Here is a 15,387-nt window from a genome sequence, read left to right as displayed (position 1 = left end):
CATCATTCCCTCGCCAGTGCCTCGACCGGATCGAGCCTGGCCGCGTTGCGGGCGGGCAGGTAACCAAACAGGATCCCGATGAGCGAGGAGCAGCCAAAGGCCATCAGGATGGAGAAGAGCGAGAAGTGCATCTGGAAGCTCTCCACGAACAGGGAGAAGACAAACCCGATGAGCAGGGCCAGGCCGATGCCGAGCAGGCCTCCCAGCAGGCTGACCATCACGGCCTCGATCAGGAACTGCTGCAGTATGTCGGACTGACGGGCGCCCACCGCGATGCGGATCCCTATCTCCCTGGTGCGTTCCACCACCGAGACCAGCATGATGTTCATCACCCCGACCCCGCCGACGATGAGCGAGATCACCGCGATGGCGGAGACCAGCAGCGTCATGGTGGCGGTGGTCTTCTCCACCGACTTGATGATGCTGTCGCTGCTGAAGGTGAAGAAGTCCTTCACCCCGTGGCGCTGGGTCAGCAGGGCCACCGCGGCTTGTTCCGCCAGGGCGGGCTGGATCCCGTCTTTGACTCTGATGGTGATCTGGCTGAAATGGTTCTGGGAGATGAGGCGACTCATCACGGCGCTGTAGGGCAGCCAGATGCTGACCGATTGGCTGCTGCGGCCAAAGCCGGTCTCCTGCGTCACCACGCCTATGATGCGCACCGGGAGAGTACCGACCAGCACTACCTGACCGATGGGATCCTCCTTGCCGAGCAGGCTCTCGATGGTTTTACCGTCCACCACGGCCACCGCCGTCCGATTCTGGATATCCCGTTCATCGAGCAGGCGGCCCTGGGTGAGGGTCATCCCCTTGACCCGGAAGAAGTCGCTGCCGACCCCCACCACATTGCCGCTGCTGGTCTTGTTGCGAAAACGCAGCTGGCCCGAGGTGGCAATCTGGGGGCTGGCCCCCTCCAGATAGGGTTGGCCGAGCAGGGCATCGAGATCCCGCTCGTTCAGGGTCTGGATACTGGCCGCCTTCTCATCCCCCCAGTCCTTGCCGGGGAAGATATCGATGGTGTTGGTGCCCATGGCGTTGATGTCGTTGATCACCTTGGCGCGGGCGCCCTGACCGAGGGCGACCACGCTGACCACGGCAGCGATGCCGATGATGATGCCGAGCATGGTGAGGAAGGTGCGCATGCGGTGGGCGAGCATGGCGTGCAGGGCCATGCGGGCGGCCTCCCGGTAGCGATCCCAGCCCTGGCTGGCGGCCCTGGCAGCCGTGGCTTGGGGGCTGGCTTCTACCTTCTGTTCATCAGGTTGGGAGACGATCTGCTCGGTTGGGTTGGCAGTGGTCGCAGCCTTGGTCGTGGTCACCGTTTTGGCTTGGGTGCTGTCTTCGACTACCCGTCCGTCACGCAATGTAATGATGCGATCCGCATGATTGGCGACTGCCATGTCGTGGGTCACCAGGATGATGGTGTGGCCCTGAGCGTGCAGCTCTTTGAGGATGGCCATCACCTCCTTGCCGCTGTGGCTGTCGAGGGCCCCGGTGGGCTCATCGGCCAGGATCACCTCGCCGCCGTTGGCAAGGGCACGGGCTATGCTGACCCGTTGCTGCTGGCCGCCGGAGAGCTGGCCCGGTCTGTGGTGGCTGCGATCGGCGAGGCCCAGGCGCGACAGCAGCGCGCGAGCACGGGCCTGGCGATCGGTGCGAGAGGTGCCCGCATAGACGGCCGGGATCTCCACGTTGGCGGCCGCATCGAGGTGGGGCAGCAGGTGGTAGCGCTGAAAGATGAAGCCGAAGTGGTGGCAACGAAGCCTCGCGAGGGCGAGTGCATCCAGATGGGCGGTATCCTGCCCGCGAAACAGATATTGCCCGCCACTCGGCCTGTCGAGGCAACCCAGCAGGTTCATCAGGGTGGACTTGCCGGAGCCGGAGGCGCCGACGATGGCGACCATCTCCCCCGCCTGGATGCAGAGATCCAGCGGGTGCAGCACTGTGACCTCCTGCTCCCCGCTCTGGTAGCGACGCTCTATGCCCTTGAGCCGGATCAGGGGCTCGCTCACGGCCTCATCTCCCCGTCATCGTCCTGGACGGGTTTGCCTTGATCCAGGATCACCTTGTCCTGTTCGTTCAGGCCGCTTTGCACCTCGATCTTGATGTCGTCCTTCATGCCGGTCTTGATGCGGCGAGTCTCACGCTGCTGATCGTCCTTCAGCAGGGAGACCTCGTATTCGTTGTCACCGAGCTTTTTGCCGAGCGCGGTCTGGGGGATGGCCAGCACCTGCTTGCGCTCACCCAGCACTATGGTGACCTGAGTCGTCATGGCGACCCTCAGCTGGTGATCCGGGTTGGGCACGTCGAACAGGGCATAGTAATAGATGGCGGCATTGCTGGTGGTCGTGGTGCTGGCGGTCTGCTCGTTGATGTTGGTGGGGGCCAGCTCGACCGTGCGCAGGGTGGCGTGATAGCGGGTATCCGGATCCCCGATCAGGGTGAAGTAGACCGGCATACCGGCCCTGACCTTGGTCACGTCGGCCTCGGAGATCTGGGCCTTGACCGTCATGGTATCCAGATTGGCGAGCTTGAGCAGGGTCGGTACCGTCTGACTGGCGGCCAGGGTCTGACCCTGGCGGGTCACGATGGAGACCACGGTGCCATCCATGGGGGCCTGAATACGGTTATAACCGAGCTCCGTCTTGGTGCGCTCCACCTTGATGAAGGCGCTGTCGATATCGGCCTGGGCGCTTTGCAGCTCGGCGCGGGTGACGGCCAGCTGCGCCTCGGCGCTTTCCAGATCGGCCCGGGAACTCGCCTCCTGGCTGAACATCTGCTGCTGACGACGCCAAGTCAACTCGTTCTGCTTGAGCTGCGCCTGCTTGATCTTGAGCTGGGCGCGGCGGCTGGCAAGCTCTGCCTCTGCGGTCTTGAGGTTGTTCTGGGCTATCAGGGGATCTATCTCCGCCAGCAGATCCCCCTGCTTGACCCGTTGCCCGGCCTCGACCGCCAGATAGGTGACCTGACCCGAGACCTGGGCACCCACATCCACCTGTTCGATGGCCTGCAGGACACCGCTGGCCAGTACGGTTTGCTCCACGTCCTGGCGGGTCACCGATGCAGTCAATACGGGATCTGGCGTCTTGCCGGGCCACACCAGCCAAACGAGGATGGCGAGCGGAATGAGGATGAACAGGGCGAGCTTGCCCTGTCTGGGGAGAGTTTTCATTTTCCACCTGAATGAAACATGTGAAGGCGCGCGAGGCAAACATCCTGCAGCAAACGGGGCCTAAACAAAAGCGAGCAATGTGTAAGAAAACATGTAGATGAATTTGTCACTAGAGGTGGCTGCGGCGAGGCGTGCAGGAGGGCGAGGAGATCCGCGGTGCGGGAATAAAGGGAGGCGAGCGGCAAGAACAAGGGGAGGCCCCGCAGAACGAGCGGGTCCTCCCTGATCTCAGGCAGCCATCAACCGACGGCTTTTAGCTGTTCGGTATAGGGTTCGTGGCAGATCTGGATATCGACGGGCAGCTTGTAGATGAGCAGGCGCGCCAGGGAGCCTTCCATCCAGTGGTGACGGCTGCCAACCAGCAGCAGCGCGGTCGGGTGTGATGCCAGCCAACGGCTCAAGTCTGCTACCACGTCATCCACCACCAGACACTGGTAATCGACCGGGTGGGGCAGGAGGGTGATGAGCTGACTGATGATGGCCTTGGCATCCAGGGTGCCCTGGGCACTGCGCTCTTCTTGTGATAGCGACAGACTGTTGCGCCGGACTTTGCTGCTGTGGGTCAGGTGCAGCAGGGTCAGCTCGCAGCCCATTCCTTGCGCCAGCCGACTCGCCTTGGCCAGCGTCTCCTGCTCGTAATCCTTGCCTTCCAGCAACAGCACAATATTGGTTGGGGTCATAAGCAGTTCTCCTTCTCAGGTGCGGGTCAAGGAGGATGAGGCCCTTGTCTCTCACCATCCCGAGCCCGCGGGATAGTCCCATCAAACGAACCCGTCTCACTCGTTCAGCGTCACCTCTTGTCGGCGATGCCAGCACGCATCAGGTCCGTTTACATCATCATAACAGATTGAGTTGAATGGAAAATGAAGGGATTGGGGGGCAGGGCCGCGAATGGATTCAAAATGTGGCCCGAGCCCTCATGGGGCTGACATGAGATGAGGGTTCGGGCGAGGGTTATCAAGCGGTCCGCCGATGGGCGAGTCTGTCTGGCCGTCAGGCGAAATGCCTGGCGAGCCAGGGCAATCCTTCCTTCTTGCGGCTGACGGCACCGGCAAGGTGGACAGGATCCCTTGGCAAGGCTCCCTGGCTGGCGAAATGGAGTTCGCTGTCCCCCTTGGCCAAGTCCGTCAGCATCAGCACATAGCCATCCAGACCATCTTGCGCCACGCGAGCTTGCATCGCCTGATCCAGCTCGGTTTGACGCGCCTGGATTTCGGCCGGGTTCATCACGCAGATCTGGCTGACGAACAGCTTGTGGCCGGCAATCTGGTACTCCTTTTCGTCCAAAATCAGCAGATCGGCCAGGGCGGCATCACCGATCTGGGTGCGACGCTCCAGCAGAGTCTGGGCAAAGGGGGCCAGCGCAATCTCGGCGATGGGGAGCAGCCGGTCGACCGCGACCCTGTCCTGCGCCGTGGTGGTGGGGGAGGTGAAGTTGAAGGTATCGCTGACGATGGCACCCAGCAGCAGACGGGCCTGGGCGCGGGACAGCTTGTCATAGCCCATCAGTTCCAGCAGCACTGTGGCACTGCAGCCGACCGCCCTGACCCAGGCATCGAGCGGGCCACGGGTGATCAGGGTGCCGATGCGGTGGTGATCGATGAGGCCCTGTACGTCGGCGTCGGCCAGCCCTTCCGGCCCCTGCTCCAGCTCGCTGAAATCCACCAGAAAGACCGGCTTGTCGGCCACGCTGCCGGTGAGCACGGGGGGCGCCTCCACTCCAGCTGTTTCCAGAATGAAGCGCGTCTCGGCGATGGGCGTCCCCAGCGCAAAGGCCTGGGCAGGGCGGCCCTGGCCGTTCAGCCAGTCGGCGGCGACCAGTGCGGTGCAGATGCTGTCGCTATCGGGATTCTTGTGACCAAAGACATGAAGCATGGACGGTTCCTGAGTTGCTGGGCCTGGCAGGGGATCCGTTGCCGGGCTCGGGTAAAAGGGGTGGGCTGATGATGACAGTGTACACGGGGCAGCCCCATAGCCGTCACTCTACCGCTCGGAGGAGAGGGAGAAAATCCAGAGTGAGTGCGTGGCAGTAGCTTGAGATGTTGAAGATTAATCGTTTTGTGGTTGTACCTGTGTTGTTGGTGCGCTTGGCGTATTGAATATTCTGATGAAGGTGAGTGGGAAGGAGAAATATCCCCCTTCCCGTGCGGTACTCAGCAGGTCAGCAACTCGCGCGCGTTGGCCAGGGTATTGTCGGTGATCTGATCCCCCCCCAGCAGACGGGCCAGCTCCTTGAGACGGGCGCCCGGGTTGAGGGCCTGCATCTGGGTTTCCGTGGTCTTGCCGTCCGTGTGCTTGCTGACCACCATGTGCTGGTGACCCTTGCCCGCCACCTGCGGCAGGTGGGTGACCACCATCACCTGGGTGGACTCGCCGAGCTGGCGCAGCAGACGGCCGACCACGGCCGCGGTCGGGCCGCTGATCCCCACGTCCACCTCGTCGAAAATCAGGGTGGGGGTGGAGATCTTGCGGGCGCTGATCACCACGATGGCGAGGCTGATCCGCGACAGTTCCCCCCCCGAGGCAACCTTGCCGAGCGGCTGGATGGGCTGACCCGGGTTGGTGGTGACCATAAACTCCACCCTATCAATGCCGAGGGGAGAGAGACTGCTCTGGGCATCGGCTCTGACCTCGATGGCGAAGCGGCCATCGGGCATGGCCAGCTCGTGCATGCTGCTGGTCACCTTGGCGCCGAGTTCTTCGGCATAGCGCTGACGACTCTGACTGAGCACCTCCGCCGCCTGCACGAAGGACACCCGCGCCTGGGTCAACTCTTCCTCCATCCCCTCCAGCCGCTCTTCATCGGAATTGAGACGGGCGAGATCGCAGGCTAGATCCTGGTGATGCAGCGCCAGCTCGGCGGGTTTGACGTGGTGCTTGCGGGCCAGGTTGATGGCTTTGGAGAGGCGGGCCTCCAGCTCGTTGAAACGCTCGGGATCCAGCTCCAGCAGATCCAGATAGCTGCGCAGCTCGCTGTGGCTCTCTTGCACGCCGATCAGGGCCTCGTTGAGCATGCCGAGCACGTTGCCAAGGCGGCTGTCCATGGCGACCAGGGTCTCCGCCCTGTCCACCGCCACCTGCAGCAGGCCGGCGATGGTGGTCTCCTCGTTGTCATAGAGCAGGTCGAGGCATTGGCCGCACTCTTGCATCAGCTCGGTGCCGTTGGCGAGCCGCTGGTGCTCCTCTTCGATGGTTTCAAACTCCCCCGGTTGCAGGGCGAATTCATCCAGCTCCTGCACCTGGTATTCGATCAGCTGGCGGCGAGCCTCCCGCTGCTGCTGCTCGGCCTTGAGGCGGTTGAGCTCGTTTTGCAGCTGGCGCCACTGCTGGTAGTGCTGGCGCACCTCGTCCAGCAGCAGATGGTGGCCGGCGTACCCATCCAGCAGGGCAAGTTGATAATCGGGCTTGAGCAGCATCTGGTGAGCATGCTGGCCGTGCACGTTGACCAGCAACTGGCCAAGGCTGCGCAGCTGTACCAGGGGCACGGGTACCCCGTTGATGTAGCTGCGGGAGCGCCCCTCGGCGGAGAGCACCCGCCGCACTATGCATTCCCCCTCGTTTTCCAGCTCGTTGGCGGTGAGCCAGGCGCGGGCGGCCGGGTTGCCGTCCAGCAGGAAACGCGCGCTGACCTCGGCCTTGTCGCTGCCCGGTCGCACCATGCTGGCCTCGGCCCGCTCGCCGAGGCAGAGGCCGAGCGCATCGATGGCAATGGATTTGCCTGCGCCGGTTTCACCCGTGATGCAGGTCATGCCGGATTGCAGATCGAGTTCGAGAAACTTGACGATAGCGAAGTTGGTGACGGTCAGCTGGGTCAGCATGGTCTCATCCTATATGGGCCAACATTACTGTGTATGCATCCAGTATATACTGGTTTTCCATACAGTAAAGTGTCGGCCCATCACAGGAGGGGGGAGCGGGTGCGAGTCCGGGGCTTAAAACAGCTTGCTGCCCCAGCCGAGCTTGTTGCGCAACACGTGGAAGTAGCTGTAATCGAGGGGATGCACCAGATGCAGCTTGTGGTGGCTCTTCTTGATGAGGATCTCGTCCCCCGGGTGCACCGCCAGGGTCACCTGGCCGTCGCAGCTCACCTGCATGGCGTCATCCTGATTGTCGGGGGAGACCAGCAAACGCACCTCGCTGTCTGCATCGAGCACTATGGGGCGGCTGCTCAGGGTGTGCGGGAACATGGGGACGAGCGTGATGGCATTGAGTTTGGGGGTGAGGATAGCGCCGCCCGCCGACAGGGAATAGGCGGTCGAGCCGGTCGGGGTGGCGACTATGATGCCGTCCGAGCGCTGGCTGTACATGAAGCTGCCATCGATGTAGACCTCGAACTCGATCATGTGGGCGATTTTGCCCGGGTGCAGCACCGCCTCGTTCACCGCCAGGTTGCTGGACTTGCGCTCGCCGTGACGATAGACGGCGGCCTCCAGCAGGAAGCGGTGCTCGCTCTTGAAGTGGCCGGACAGCACCTGCTCCAGCGGCAGCAGATAATCCTGCGGCGAGAGATCGGTCAGGAAGCCGAGGTTGCCGCGGTTCACGCCGATCACCGCCACGTCGAAGCGCGACAGTACCCGGGCAGCCCCCAGCATGTTGCCGTCACCGCCGACGACGATGGCGAGATCCGCCTGCTCCCCGAGCTGCACCAGATCCATCACGTCATCGTTCTGGATGCCGAGGGTCTGGGCGACCCGACTCTCGAGCAGCACCCGAAAGCCGCGGCTGCTGAGATATTGATAGAGGCCGTTGAGAGTCTGGTTGGCCCCTTCATGATGGGGCTTGCCGATAAGGGCAACGGTTTTGAACGGAGAATCCATGGGTGTCGGGTCTGGAATGAGTATTGAGCGGAGTATACCGCGCTTTGCCGGAGATTTGTCTGTCGCCATGCGAGCTTGGCTTATCTGGCGCTGAACGGCGACGAAATACTCGGCCCGGGAGGCTGATCCGCCATGATCTGGCCTTTTCCCCTTGAAAGCGGGGGCGACGTCCCCATAATAGCGCCAACATAGGGTCTGTTGATGTTTCGTCGCGACCGCGACGGAGTCAGTTTTTGCGCGGAGCTAGGCGCGAGACGCGAAGTTTGGTCATCCAAATGAGCTGTCGAGTAACGACGTTACACGCAAAAACTGACCCGTCCCTGCGGGTTGCGCCGCAAATGAGGTCATGCGTTGTTGCGGAACTTGCCAAGGGAACAACCATTGCCAGCGTTTCGCGCCTAGCCTGACGTCATTTGTTGCAGCAATGCGGCTTGCGCCTAAACGTCAACAGACCCTAACAAGTAACCCTGAATATTGGAGATGTCATGAACCACGAAGAACAAAAGGTTGAAGCGATGGAGCAAGTGGAAGTCCAGCCAGTCGAGCCGACCGATGTAGACAGTGAAGTGACAGCCGAACAGGCCCGCATTGCCGAGCTGGAAGCCCAGCTGGAAGCTGCCCAGCAGGCCGCTGCCGACGAGCGCGAGCGTGCCATTCGCGCCGCCGCCGAGATGGAAAACCTGCGTCGCCGCGTCGCCCAGGACGTGGAGAAGGCACACAAGTTCGCGCTGGAGAAGTTTGCCGGGGAACTGTTGCCGGTGCTGGACAACCTGGAGCGGGCCATCGAGCTGGCAGACAAAGAAGACGAAGCCCTCAAGCCGATGATCGAAGGGGTCGAGTTGACCCTCAAGTCCATGCAGAGCTCGGTGGGCAAGTTCGGTCTGGTCGCGCTGGATCCCCTGAACCAGCCGTTCGACCCCAATGCCCATCAGGCCATCAGCATGATCGAGAATGCCGAGCTGGCACCCAACACCGTCATCGCCGTGATGCAGAAGGGCTACGAGCTCAACGGTCGGGTCATTCGTCCGGCCATGGTGATGGTCTCCAAGGCCCCTGCCTGAGACGCATCCCCCCATTGAGCCCGCCGCTCGGCGGGCTTTTTATTGGGATCCGCGGCGAGTGGGTGAAAATGTGGCCGCTGACCGACAAGTTGGTACGGTTTTTTATGCGCAGGACTTGAAGCTCAACATCGCGGCCCCATATAGGTGGCAAGGCCACGGCGGCACAGACTATTGCACTGTACAGTGGCAAGAATTTGATGTCGGGAGCTTGAAAGCCACAGTGGCAGCCCCCACCTAGCCGTTAACGTATTAAGGCGAGCACCTCGCCAGTTTATTCAAAGTATTTGGAGATTCGTCAAATGGGTAAAATCATCGGTATTGACCTGGGTACTACCAACTCCTGTGTTGCTATTCTGGATGGCGACCATGCTCGCGTGATCGAGAACGCGGAAGGCGATCGTACTACTCCGTCCATCATTGCCTATGCCGATGACGGCGAAATCCTGGTTGGTCAGCCGGCTAAGCGTCAGGCCATCACCAACCCGAAGAACACGCTGTTCGCAATCAAGCGTCTGATCGGCCGTCGTTTCGAAGATGAAGAAGTACAGCGCGATCTGAAGATCATGCCGTACGCCATCGCCAAGGCCGACAACGGTGACGCCTGGGTAGAAGTCAAAGGCAAGAAGATGGCACCGCCGCAGATCTCTGCCGAAGTGCTGAAGAAGATGAAGAAGACCGCCGAGGATTACCTGGGCGAGCCGGTGACCGAAGCCGTCATCACTGTACCGGCCTACTTCAACGACGCCCAGCGTCAGGCCACCAAGGATGCCGGTCGCATCGCCGGTCTGGACGTCAAGCGCATCATCAACGAGCCGACCGCTGCGGCCTTCGCCTACGGCGTGAACAAGGTCAAGGGTGAGCGCAAGGTTGCCGTGTATGACCTGGGGGGCGGTACCTTCGACATCTCCATCATCGAGATCGACGAAGTCGAAGGGGAAACCACCTTCGAAGTACTGGCGACCAACGGTAACACCCACCTGGGTGGTGAAGACTTCGACAACCGTGTCATCAACTATCTGGTTGACGAGTTCAAGCGTGAGCAGGGCATCGACCTGCGCAACGACCAGCTGGCCCTGCAGCGTCTGAAAGATGCCGCCGAGAAAGCCAAGATCGAACTCTCTTCCGCCCAGCAGACCGACGTGAACCTGCCGTACATCACCGCAGATGCCACCGGTCCCAAGCACATGAACATCAAGGTGACCCGCGCCAAGCTGGAATCCCTGGTGGAAGACATGGTGAAAGACTCCCTGGAGCCGGTCCGTGTCGCCCTGAAAGACTCCGGTCTGGCAGTTGGCGAGATCGACGACGTCATCCTGGTGGGTGGTCAGACCCGTATGCCGCTGGTACAGAAGACCGTGGCTGACTTCTTCGGCAAAGAGCCGCGCAAAGACGTCAACCCGGACGAAGCCGTGGCCATGGGTGCTGCCATTCAGGGTGCGGTACTGTCCGGTGAGAAGACCGACGTGCTGCTGCTGGACGTCACCCCGCTCTCCTTGGGTATCGAGACCATGGGTAGTGTGATGACGGCGCTGATCGAGAAGAACACCACCATTCCGACTAAGAAGTCCCAGGTGTTCTCCACTGCCGAAGACAACCAGTCTGCCGTGACCATTCACGTGCTGCAGGGTGAGCGCAAGCGCGCCAGCGACAACAAGTCTCTGGGCCAGTTCAACCTGGAAGGCATCCGTCCGGCACAGCGCGGTCTGCCGCAGATCGAAGTGACCTTCGATATCGATGCCAACGGCATCCTGCACGTCTCCGCCAAGGACAAGGAGACCAACAAGGAGCAGAAGATCACCATCCAGGCTTCTTCCGGTCTGTCCGACGAGGAGATCGAACGCATGGTACGCGAGGCGGAAGCCAACGCGGCCGAAGACAAGAAGTTCGAGGAGCTGGTGCAGACCCGCAACCAGGCTGACGGTCTGGTCCACTCGGTCCGCAAGCAGATCACCGAAGCCGGTGACGCCCTGCCCGCCGACGAGAAGACCAAGATCGAAACCGCACTGAGCGAGCTGGAAGCCGTCATCAAGGGTGACGACAAGGCGGCCATCGAAGCCAAGCAACAGGCTTTGCTGGAAGCGTCCCAGAAGCTGATGGAGCTTGCCCAGCAGCAGTCACAGGGCGCTGGTGCCGATGCCGGTCAGACTTCTTCTGCCAAGGCCGAAGACGACGTGGTCGACGCCGAGTTCGAAGAAGTGAAAGACGACAAGAAATAAGCCATACCCAGCTGGGCAGAGTTCGCTCTGCCCATTGGCTTAGTCACTGAATTTGCGGGCGTTGGGTGACCAACGCCCGTCTGCATAACTGTTTAAGTAGCAACAGGATGAGTATGTCGAAGCGCGATTTCTATGAAGTGCTCGGGGTGTCGAAAGGTGCCGATGAGCGCGAGATCAAGAAGGCGTACAAGCGTCTGGCGATGAAGTATCACCCGGATCGCAACCAGGGTGATGCCGCATCCGAAGAGAAGTTCAAAGAGGTCAAGGAAGCCTACGAGGTGCTGACCGACGAGAACCTGCGCGCCCGCTATGACCAGTACGGTCATGCCGGGGTGGATCAGAGCCAGGGTGGCGGTGGTCACGGCGGCTTTGGCGGCGGCGCGGACTTCGGTGATGCATTCGGCGATATCTTTGGTGACATCTTCGGTGGCCGCAGTGGCGGTGGCCGTCGTGGCCCGGCCCGTGGCTCCGACCTGCGCTACAACATGGAGCTGACCCTGGAAGAGGCGGTACGTGGGGTCTCCAAGGAGATCAAGATACCGACTCAGGTCCACTGCGAGGTCTGTAACGGCTCGGGTGCCCACACCGGCAGCCAGGCCCATACCTGTCCGACCTGCCACGGTGCGGGTCAGGTGCAGATGCGCCAGGGCTTCTTCGCGGTGCAGCAGGCCTGCCCGCATTGCCACGGTCGTGGCAAGATCATCAAGGATCCGTGCCGCAAGTGTCACGGTGAAGGTCGCTACCAGAAGACCAAGACTCTGTCGGTCAAGATCCCGGCCGGGGTCGATACCGGCGACCGCATCCGTCTCTCCGGTGAAGGGGAAGCGGGGGAAGCGGGGGCCTCGGCAGGAGATCTGTACGTACAGGTACACGTCAAGGAGCACGAGATCTTCGTGCGTGACGGCAACGATCTCTACTGCGAAGTGCCCATCAGCTTCACCACGGCGGCGCTCGGCGGCGAGATCGAAGTGCCGACCCTGGATGGTCGGGTCAAGCTCAAGGTCACGGCGGAAACCCAGACTGGCAAGCTGTTCCGCCTGCGGGGCAAGGGCGTCAAGTCCGTGCGCTCCGGCCAGGTCGGCGATCTGATGTGCAAGGTGGTGATCGAGACCCCGGTCAAGCTGACCGAGACCCAGCGAGAGCTGCTGCGTCAGCTGGACGAGTCGTTCAGCGGTGCCGCCGCCAAGACCCACAAGCCAAAATCGGAAGGCTTCTTCGAAGGGGTGAAACGCTTCTTCGATGATCTGACCAAGTAATCACCGCAAGCGTGATGCAAGCCGGCCTCTGTGCCGGCTTTCTTTTTGTCTGCGGGGCCCCCCCCGGTGCCCCTGACTCGCTCCCAGCTATCAATCCGTGATGCTGGTGCGCCAGAAGATCTGCCGGATGCAGGGGTGCTGCCCCAGGGTCTGCATCAGGGCATCCAGCTCGACGCCGTCGATGGAGGTGGCCAGCAGCACCGCCGAGATCTCCAGATCCTGCTCCCCGAAGGGTTCGATATCCAGCTCGCTCAGGGGGTAGTTGGCCTGATCCAGCATCTTCTCCAGCCAGGGCAGTACCTCCTTCTGGTGCTCGCGCCGGATGAGGGCGGTGACGCGATAGGTCACCTCGGTGTCGGTGTTGTCCACCGGCCGGCGATTGATCTGATTGACCAGCGGCCGCAGCAGGGTGTTGGCGGCCAGCACGAACAGGGCGCCAAGCACAGCCTCCATGGCCAGCCCGGCACCGCAGGCGGCCCCGACCGCGGCCACGCCCCACAGGGTGGCGGCGGTGTTGATGCCGCGAATGTTGCCGGACTCGCGCATGATGACGCCGGCACCGAGAAAGCCGATGCCGGAGACGATGTAGGCCACCACGTGGACCACGTTGTAGTTGCCGCCGTGCAGGTCATAGATGCGCTGGGCCAGGCTGACGAACAGGGCCGCCCCCACGGCGACCAGCACGTTGGTGCGCAGGCCGGCGGTACGCTGGCGGTACTGGCGCTCCAGCCCGACCAGGCTGCCCAGCACGAAGGCCAGCAGCAGGCTGGCCAGGGTGTCGAGCAGGGAAATCATGTCTAGTTGTTGCCACATTCTCATGGCGTACTCCTTCTGGTTGAAGATGGCCTTCGGCATGGATGAGGGGGCCGTCGGATGCCCCGATAAATGGCGTCTGAGCGGTGAAGGCCATCATGATGATGGAAAGCGGGCGCACAGGCCGAGCCGGCCCGCGTTCTCAGACCGTCGGCGGGCGGGCACTAAAGTGTGATTGAACGGGGCCAACCAAGTTGGCCCCTTTTTCATTTAATTGAGCCGGGGCTCGTCACCCCGCCGCGGGTGCAGCTCCCAACGAACGGGGTGAGCGACCCCGACCTGATGGACGAACTGCACCAGGTAACGGCGCTGGGAAGGGGTGCAGCTCAGGTTGAGCACCAGCTCCCGGCCATCGCCGCGGCCCGGCCGCAGCGACTGCATGGGGCGCAGCCCGGCCGGTTGCAGGCTGTGGGCCACCATGCCCAGCACCAGCTCCATGTCGGCGCGATCCTGACAACGGATCTGCAGCCGGTAGTGGTGCTGGCGCTGCTTGCCGCGCGGCCAGCGTGGCAACAGGCCCAGCCTGCTCAGCAGTGGACGGGTCTGGGTTGAGGTCAATAATGTCGAAACAAAGCGCATAGCAGCCTCCTTGTGGGAAGCAGAAACTATGCAGGCAAGGTGGCCGCCAACATGGGCAGGAGCTCACCTGACGTCAAGTGTAAAACGAGAGAAGAGGGGAGTGGATTTCCGCTTCTCGCAGGTTTGCGAGAGGGCGGCAGAGGCAACGCTGCGGCTATCTCGCGACCTGGGTGCCGACGATCAGGGTCGGCCTGTCACTGTCACTTGATGAATTGCCCACTGATGGTCTCCGCTGTTGATGGACGGCCAGATGGTACCCATCCGCGGCGCCGAGGTAAAGCCCTCTCCTAACGCGGCAACATTCGGAAACAAGTTCACCGACCCGGCACCCTCAAGGGCGACGCCACCACGGCAGGGTGCGCCTGCCGCCGGCAGCGGCTATAAATTAGCGGTTGCTAATGTTTTCTCGGATCGTAGAATGACCAAACATTAGCAATCACTAATTTATTAATAATCCCCGCCGTCGCAGTGGGCGGGCCAAGCCACGGGGCCCGCCTGCCAGCAGGCTGAGCCCGTTACCAGGAGTGCCTATGTTTGAGAGCCAATGGCTGTTTGCCTTGGGGGGCGGCATGTTGATCGGATCCGCCGCCCTGATACTGTTGCTGTTCAATGCCAAGGTGGCCGGCATCAGCGGCATCCTGGCTGGCGCCCTGCAGCAGACGGATGCCTGGCGCTGGCTGTTCCTGCTTGGGCTGGGCGGCGGGGCGCTGCTGGCGTTTCGCCTGGCGTGGGTCCCGATGCCGAGCTTCGCGACGCTGCCGGCCTGGCCGCTGGTGCTGCTGGCCGGGCTGCTGGTCGGGATGGGCACCCGCCTCGGCAATGGCTGCACCAGCGGTCACGGTATCTGCGGGGTGGGGAGGCTGTCCCGTCGCTCCCTCGCCGCCACCCTCACCTTCATGGCCACCGGTGCGCTCACCGTGTTCGTCAGTCACCATCTGCTGTAAGGAGCTCCGGGATGAAACTGCTGATCAGTCTGTTGTCCGGCCTGCTGTTCGGGCTCGGCCTCGCTCTCTCCGGCATGGTGGATCCGGCCAGGATCCTGGGCTTTCTCGACGTGGCGGGGGCCTGGGACCCCAGCCTGGCATTCGTGATGGGCGGGGCCCTGCTGGTGTTCATGCCAGGCTACTTCCTGCTGGTCAAACCCCGCAGCCACGGCTTGCTGGGTGACGCCATCTGCGCCCTGCCCGCATCCGTGCTGGATGCGCGTCTCCTCGGCGGCTCGGCGCTGTTTGGCATCGGCTGGGGCATGGCCGGGATCTGCCCGGGCCCGGCGTTGAGCCTGCTCGTCAGCGGCCAGCCCATGATAGGGCTGTTCGTGGCCGCCATGGTGGCCGGCGTCCTGCTCATCGATCGAACGCTGCCCTGGCTGCAGCAGCGCAACCAGCCCTGATGTCACCCGGGCCTATCGCGCCGCTGGCAGGCGCGACGGCTCCCTCCCGAGGCTGAAGGTGGTAACATCGGAGCCCCGTTGTTTTG

Annotated in this window: 13 protein-coding genes; 5 read left to right on the top strand and 8 right to left on the bottom strand. The window is 62.3% G+C overall.

Translation table 11 applies throughout. The features are described 5' to 3' along the window. Positions 1-2: 2 nt before the first annotated feature. From MM194_RS08510 to nadK, 6 genes are all read right to left on the bottom strand, one after another. The gene (locus MM194_RS08510) at positions 3-1,997 is read right to left on the bottom strand and encodes a MacB family efflux pump subunit (RefSeq protein ID WP_277605084.1); all 1,995 of its coding nucleotides are present in this window, start codon (positions 1,995-1,997) and stop codon (positions 3-5) included. Between the two features lie 8 nt (positions 1,998-2,005). After that, the gene (locus MM194_RS08505; protein WP_241343315.1) at positions 2,006-3,169 is read right to left on the bottom strand and encodes an efflux RND transporter periplasmic adaptor subunit; all 1,164 of its coding nucleotides are present in this window, start codon (positions 3,167-3,169) and stop codon (positions 2,006-2,008) included. A 239-nt stretch (positions 3,170-3,408) separates the two neighbouring features. Next, the gene (locus MM194_RS08500; protein ID WP_241343314.1) at positions 3,409-3,849 is read right to left on the bottom strand and encodes a universal stress protein; all 441 of its coding nucleotides are present in this window, start codon (positions 3,847-3,849) and stop codon (positions 3,409-3,411) included. Positions 3,850-4,162: 313 nt separating this feature from the next. After that, entirely contained in the window at positions 4,163-5,044 is an 882-nt protein-coding gene (locus MM194_RS08495) for a DHHA2 domain-containing protein (RefSeq protein WP_241343313.1), read from the bottom strand. A 278-nt stretch (positions 5,045-5,322) separates the two neighbouring features. Continuing rightward, positions 5,323-6,987: a DNA repair protein RecN gene (gene recN, locus MM194_RS08490; protein ID WP_241343312.1), complete on the bottom strand. Its 1,665-nt coding sequence runs from the start codon at positions 6,985-6,987 to the stop codon at positions 5,323-5,325. A 114-nt stretch (positions 6,988-7,101) separates the two neighbouring features. Further along, positions 7,102-7,986, bottom strand: a complete 885-nt coding sequence (gene nadK, locus MM194_RS08485; protein WP_241343311.1) for an NAD(+) kinase — start codon at positions 7,984-7,986, stop codon at positions 7,102-7,104. 485 nt (positions 7,987-8,471) lie between these two features. Between nadK and grpE the strand changes: the two genes are divergently transcribed. The 3 genes from grpE (at position 8,472) to dnaJ (ending at position 12,519) form a co-directional block, all read left to right on the top strand. Next, positions 8,472-9,047 carry a nucleotide exchange factor GrpE gene (gene grpE / locus MM194_RS08480; RefSeq protein ID WP_033130359.1) on the top strand — a complete coding sequence of 192 codons (576 nt, stop codon included), beginning with the start codon at positions 8,472-8,474 and terminating at the stop codon, positions 9,045-9,047. 299 nt (positions 9,048-9,346) lie between these two features. After that, positions 9,347-11,263 carry a molecular chaperone DnaK gene (gene dnaK / locus MM194_RS08475; RefSeq protein WP_033130360.1) on the top strand — a complete coding sequence of 639 codons (1,917 nt, stop codon included), beginning with the start codon at positions 9,347-9,349 and terminating at the stop codon, positions 11,261-11,263. A gap of 113 nt (positions 11,264-11,376) precedes the next feature. After that, positions 11,377-12,519: a molecular chaperone DnaJ gene (gene dnaJ / locus MM194_RS08470; RefSeq protein ID WP_033130361.1), complete on the top strand. Its 1,143-nt coding sequence runs from the start codon at positions 11,377-11,379 to the stop codon at positions 12,517-12,519. A 90-nt stretch (positions 12,520-12,609) separates the two neighbouring features. On the opposite strand, the gene MM194_RS08465 is transcribed toward dnaJ, so the two are convergent. Together MM194_RS08465 and MM194_RS08460 are read right to left on the bottom strand one after the other, a co-directional pair. Continuing rightward, entirely contained in the window at positions 12,610-13,338 is a 729-nt protein-coding gene (locus tag MM194_RS08465; RefSeq protein WP_033130404.1) for an MgtC/SapB family protein, read from the bottom strand. 204 nt (positions 13,339-13,542) lie between these two features. After that, entirely contained in the window at positions 13,543-13,911 is a 369-nt protein-coding gene (locus tag MM194_RS08460) for a hypothetical protein (protein WP_033130362.1), read from the bottom strand. 530 nt (positions 13,912-14,441) lie between these two features. Between MM194_RS08460 and MM194_RS08455 the strand changes: the two genes are divergently transcribed. Beyond that, the gene (locus tag MM194_RS08455) at positions 14,442-14,855 is read left to right on the top strand and encodes a YeeE/YedE thiosulfate transporter family protein (RefSeq protein WP_033130363.1); all 414 of its coding nucleotides are present in this window, start codon (positions 14,442-14,444) and stop codon (positions 14,853-14,855) included. Positions 14,856-14,866: 11 nt separating this feature from the next. Then, the gene (locus MM194_RS08450) at positions 14,867-15,301 is read left to right on the top strand and encodes a YeeE/YedE family protein (RefSeq protein WP_241343310.1); all 435 of its coding nucleotides are present in this window, start codon (positions 14,867-14,869) and stop codon (positions 15,299-15,301) included. The last annotated feature ends 86 nt before the right edge of the window (positions 15,302-15,387 follow it).

Origin of the sequence: Aeromonas sp. MR16 (assembly GCF_022549315.1) — a bacterium.
Taxonomy (GTDB): Bacteria; Pseudomonadota; Gammaproteobacteria; order Enterobacterales; family Aeromonadaceae; genus Aeromonas; species Aeromonas aquatica.
This window is presented reverse-complemented; position numbering and strand designations above follow the sequence as displayed.

Bases quoted from the DNA above. Each gene is read 5' to 3' on its own strand.
- MM194_RS08505 (WP_241343315.1), bottom strand. From the start codon at position 3,169: ATGAAAACTCTCCCCAGACAGGGCAAGCTCGCCCTGTTCATCCTCATT.
- MM194_RS08500 (WP_241343314.1), bottom strand. From the start codon at position 3,849: ATGACCCCAACCAATATTGTGCTGTTGCTGGAAGGCAAGGATTACGAG.
- MM194_RS08495 (WP_241343313.1), bottom strand. From the start codon at position 5,044: ATGCTTCATGTCTTTGGTCACAAGAATCCCGATAGCGACAGCATCTGC.
- recN (WP_241343312.1), bottom strand. From the start codon at position 6,987: ATGCTGACCCAGCTGACCGTCACCAACTTCGCTATCGTCAAGTTTCTC.
- nadK (WP_241343311.1), bottom strand. From the start codon at position 7,986: ATGGATTCTCCGTTCAAAACCGTTGCCCTTATCGGCAAGCCCCATCAT.
- grpE (WP_033130359.1), top strand. From the start codon at position 8,472: ATGAACCACGAAGAACAAAAGGTTGAAGCGATGGAGCAAGTGGAAGTC.
- dnaK (WP_033130360.1), top strand. From the start codon at position 9,347: ATGGGTAAAATCATCGGTATTGACCTGGGTACTACCAACTCCTGTGTT.
- dnaJ (WP_033130361.1), top strand. From the start codon at position 11,377: ATGTCGAAGCGCGATTTCTATGAAGTGCTCGGGGTGTCGAAAGGTGCC.
- MM194_RS08465 (WP_033130404.1), bottom strand. From the start codon at position 13,338: ATGAGAATGTGGCAACAACTAGACATGATTTCCCTGCTCGACACCCTG.
- MM194_RS08460 (WP_033130362.1), bottom strand. From the start codon at position 13,911: ATGCGCTTTGTTTCGACATTATTGACCTCAACCCAGACCCGTCCACTG.
- MM194_RS08455 (WP_033130363.1), top strand. From the start codon at position 14,442: ATGTTTGAGAGCCAATGGCTGTTTGCCTTGGGGGGCGGCATGTTGATC.
- MM194_RS08450 (WP_241343310.1), top strand. From the start codon at position 14,867: ATGAAACTGCTGATCAGTCTGTTGTCCGGCCTGCTGTTCGGGCTCGGC.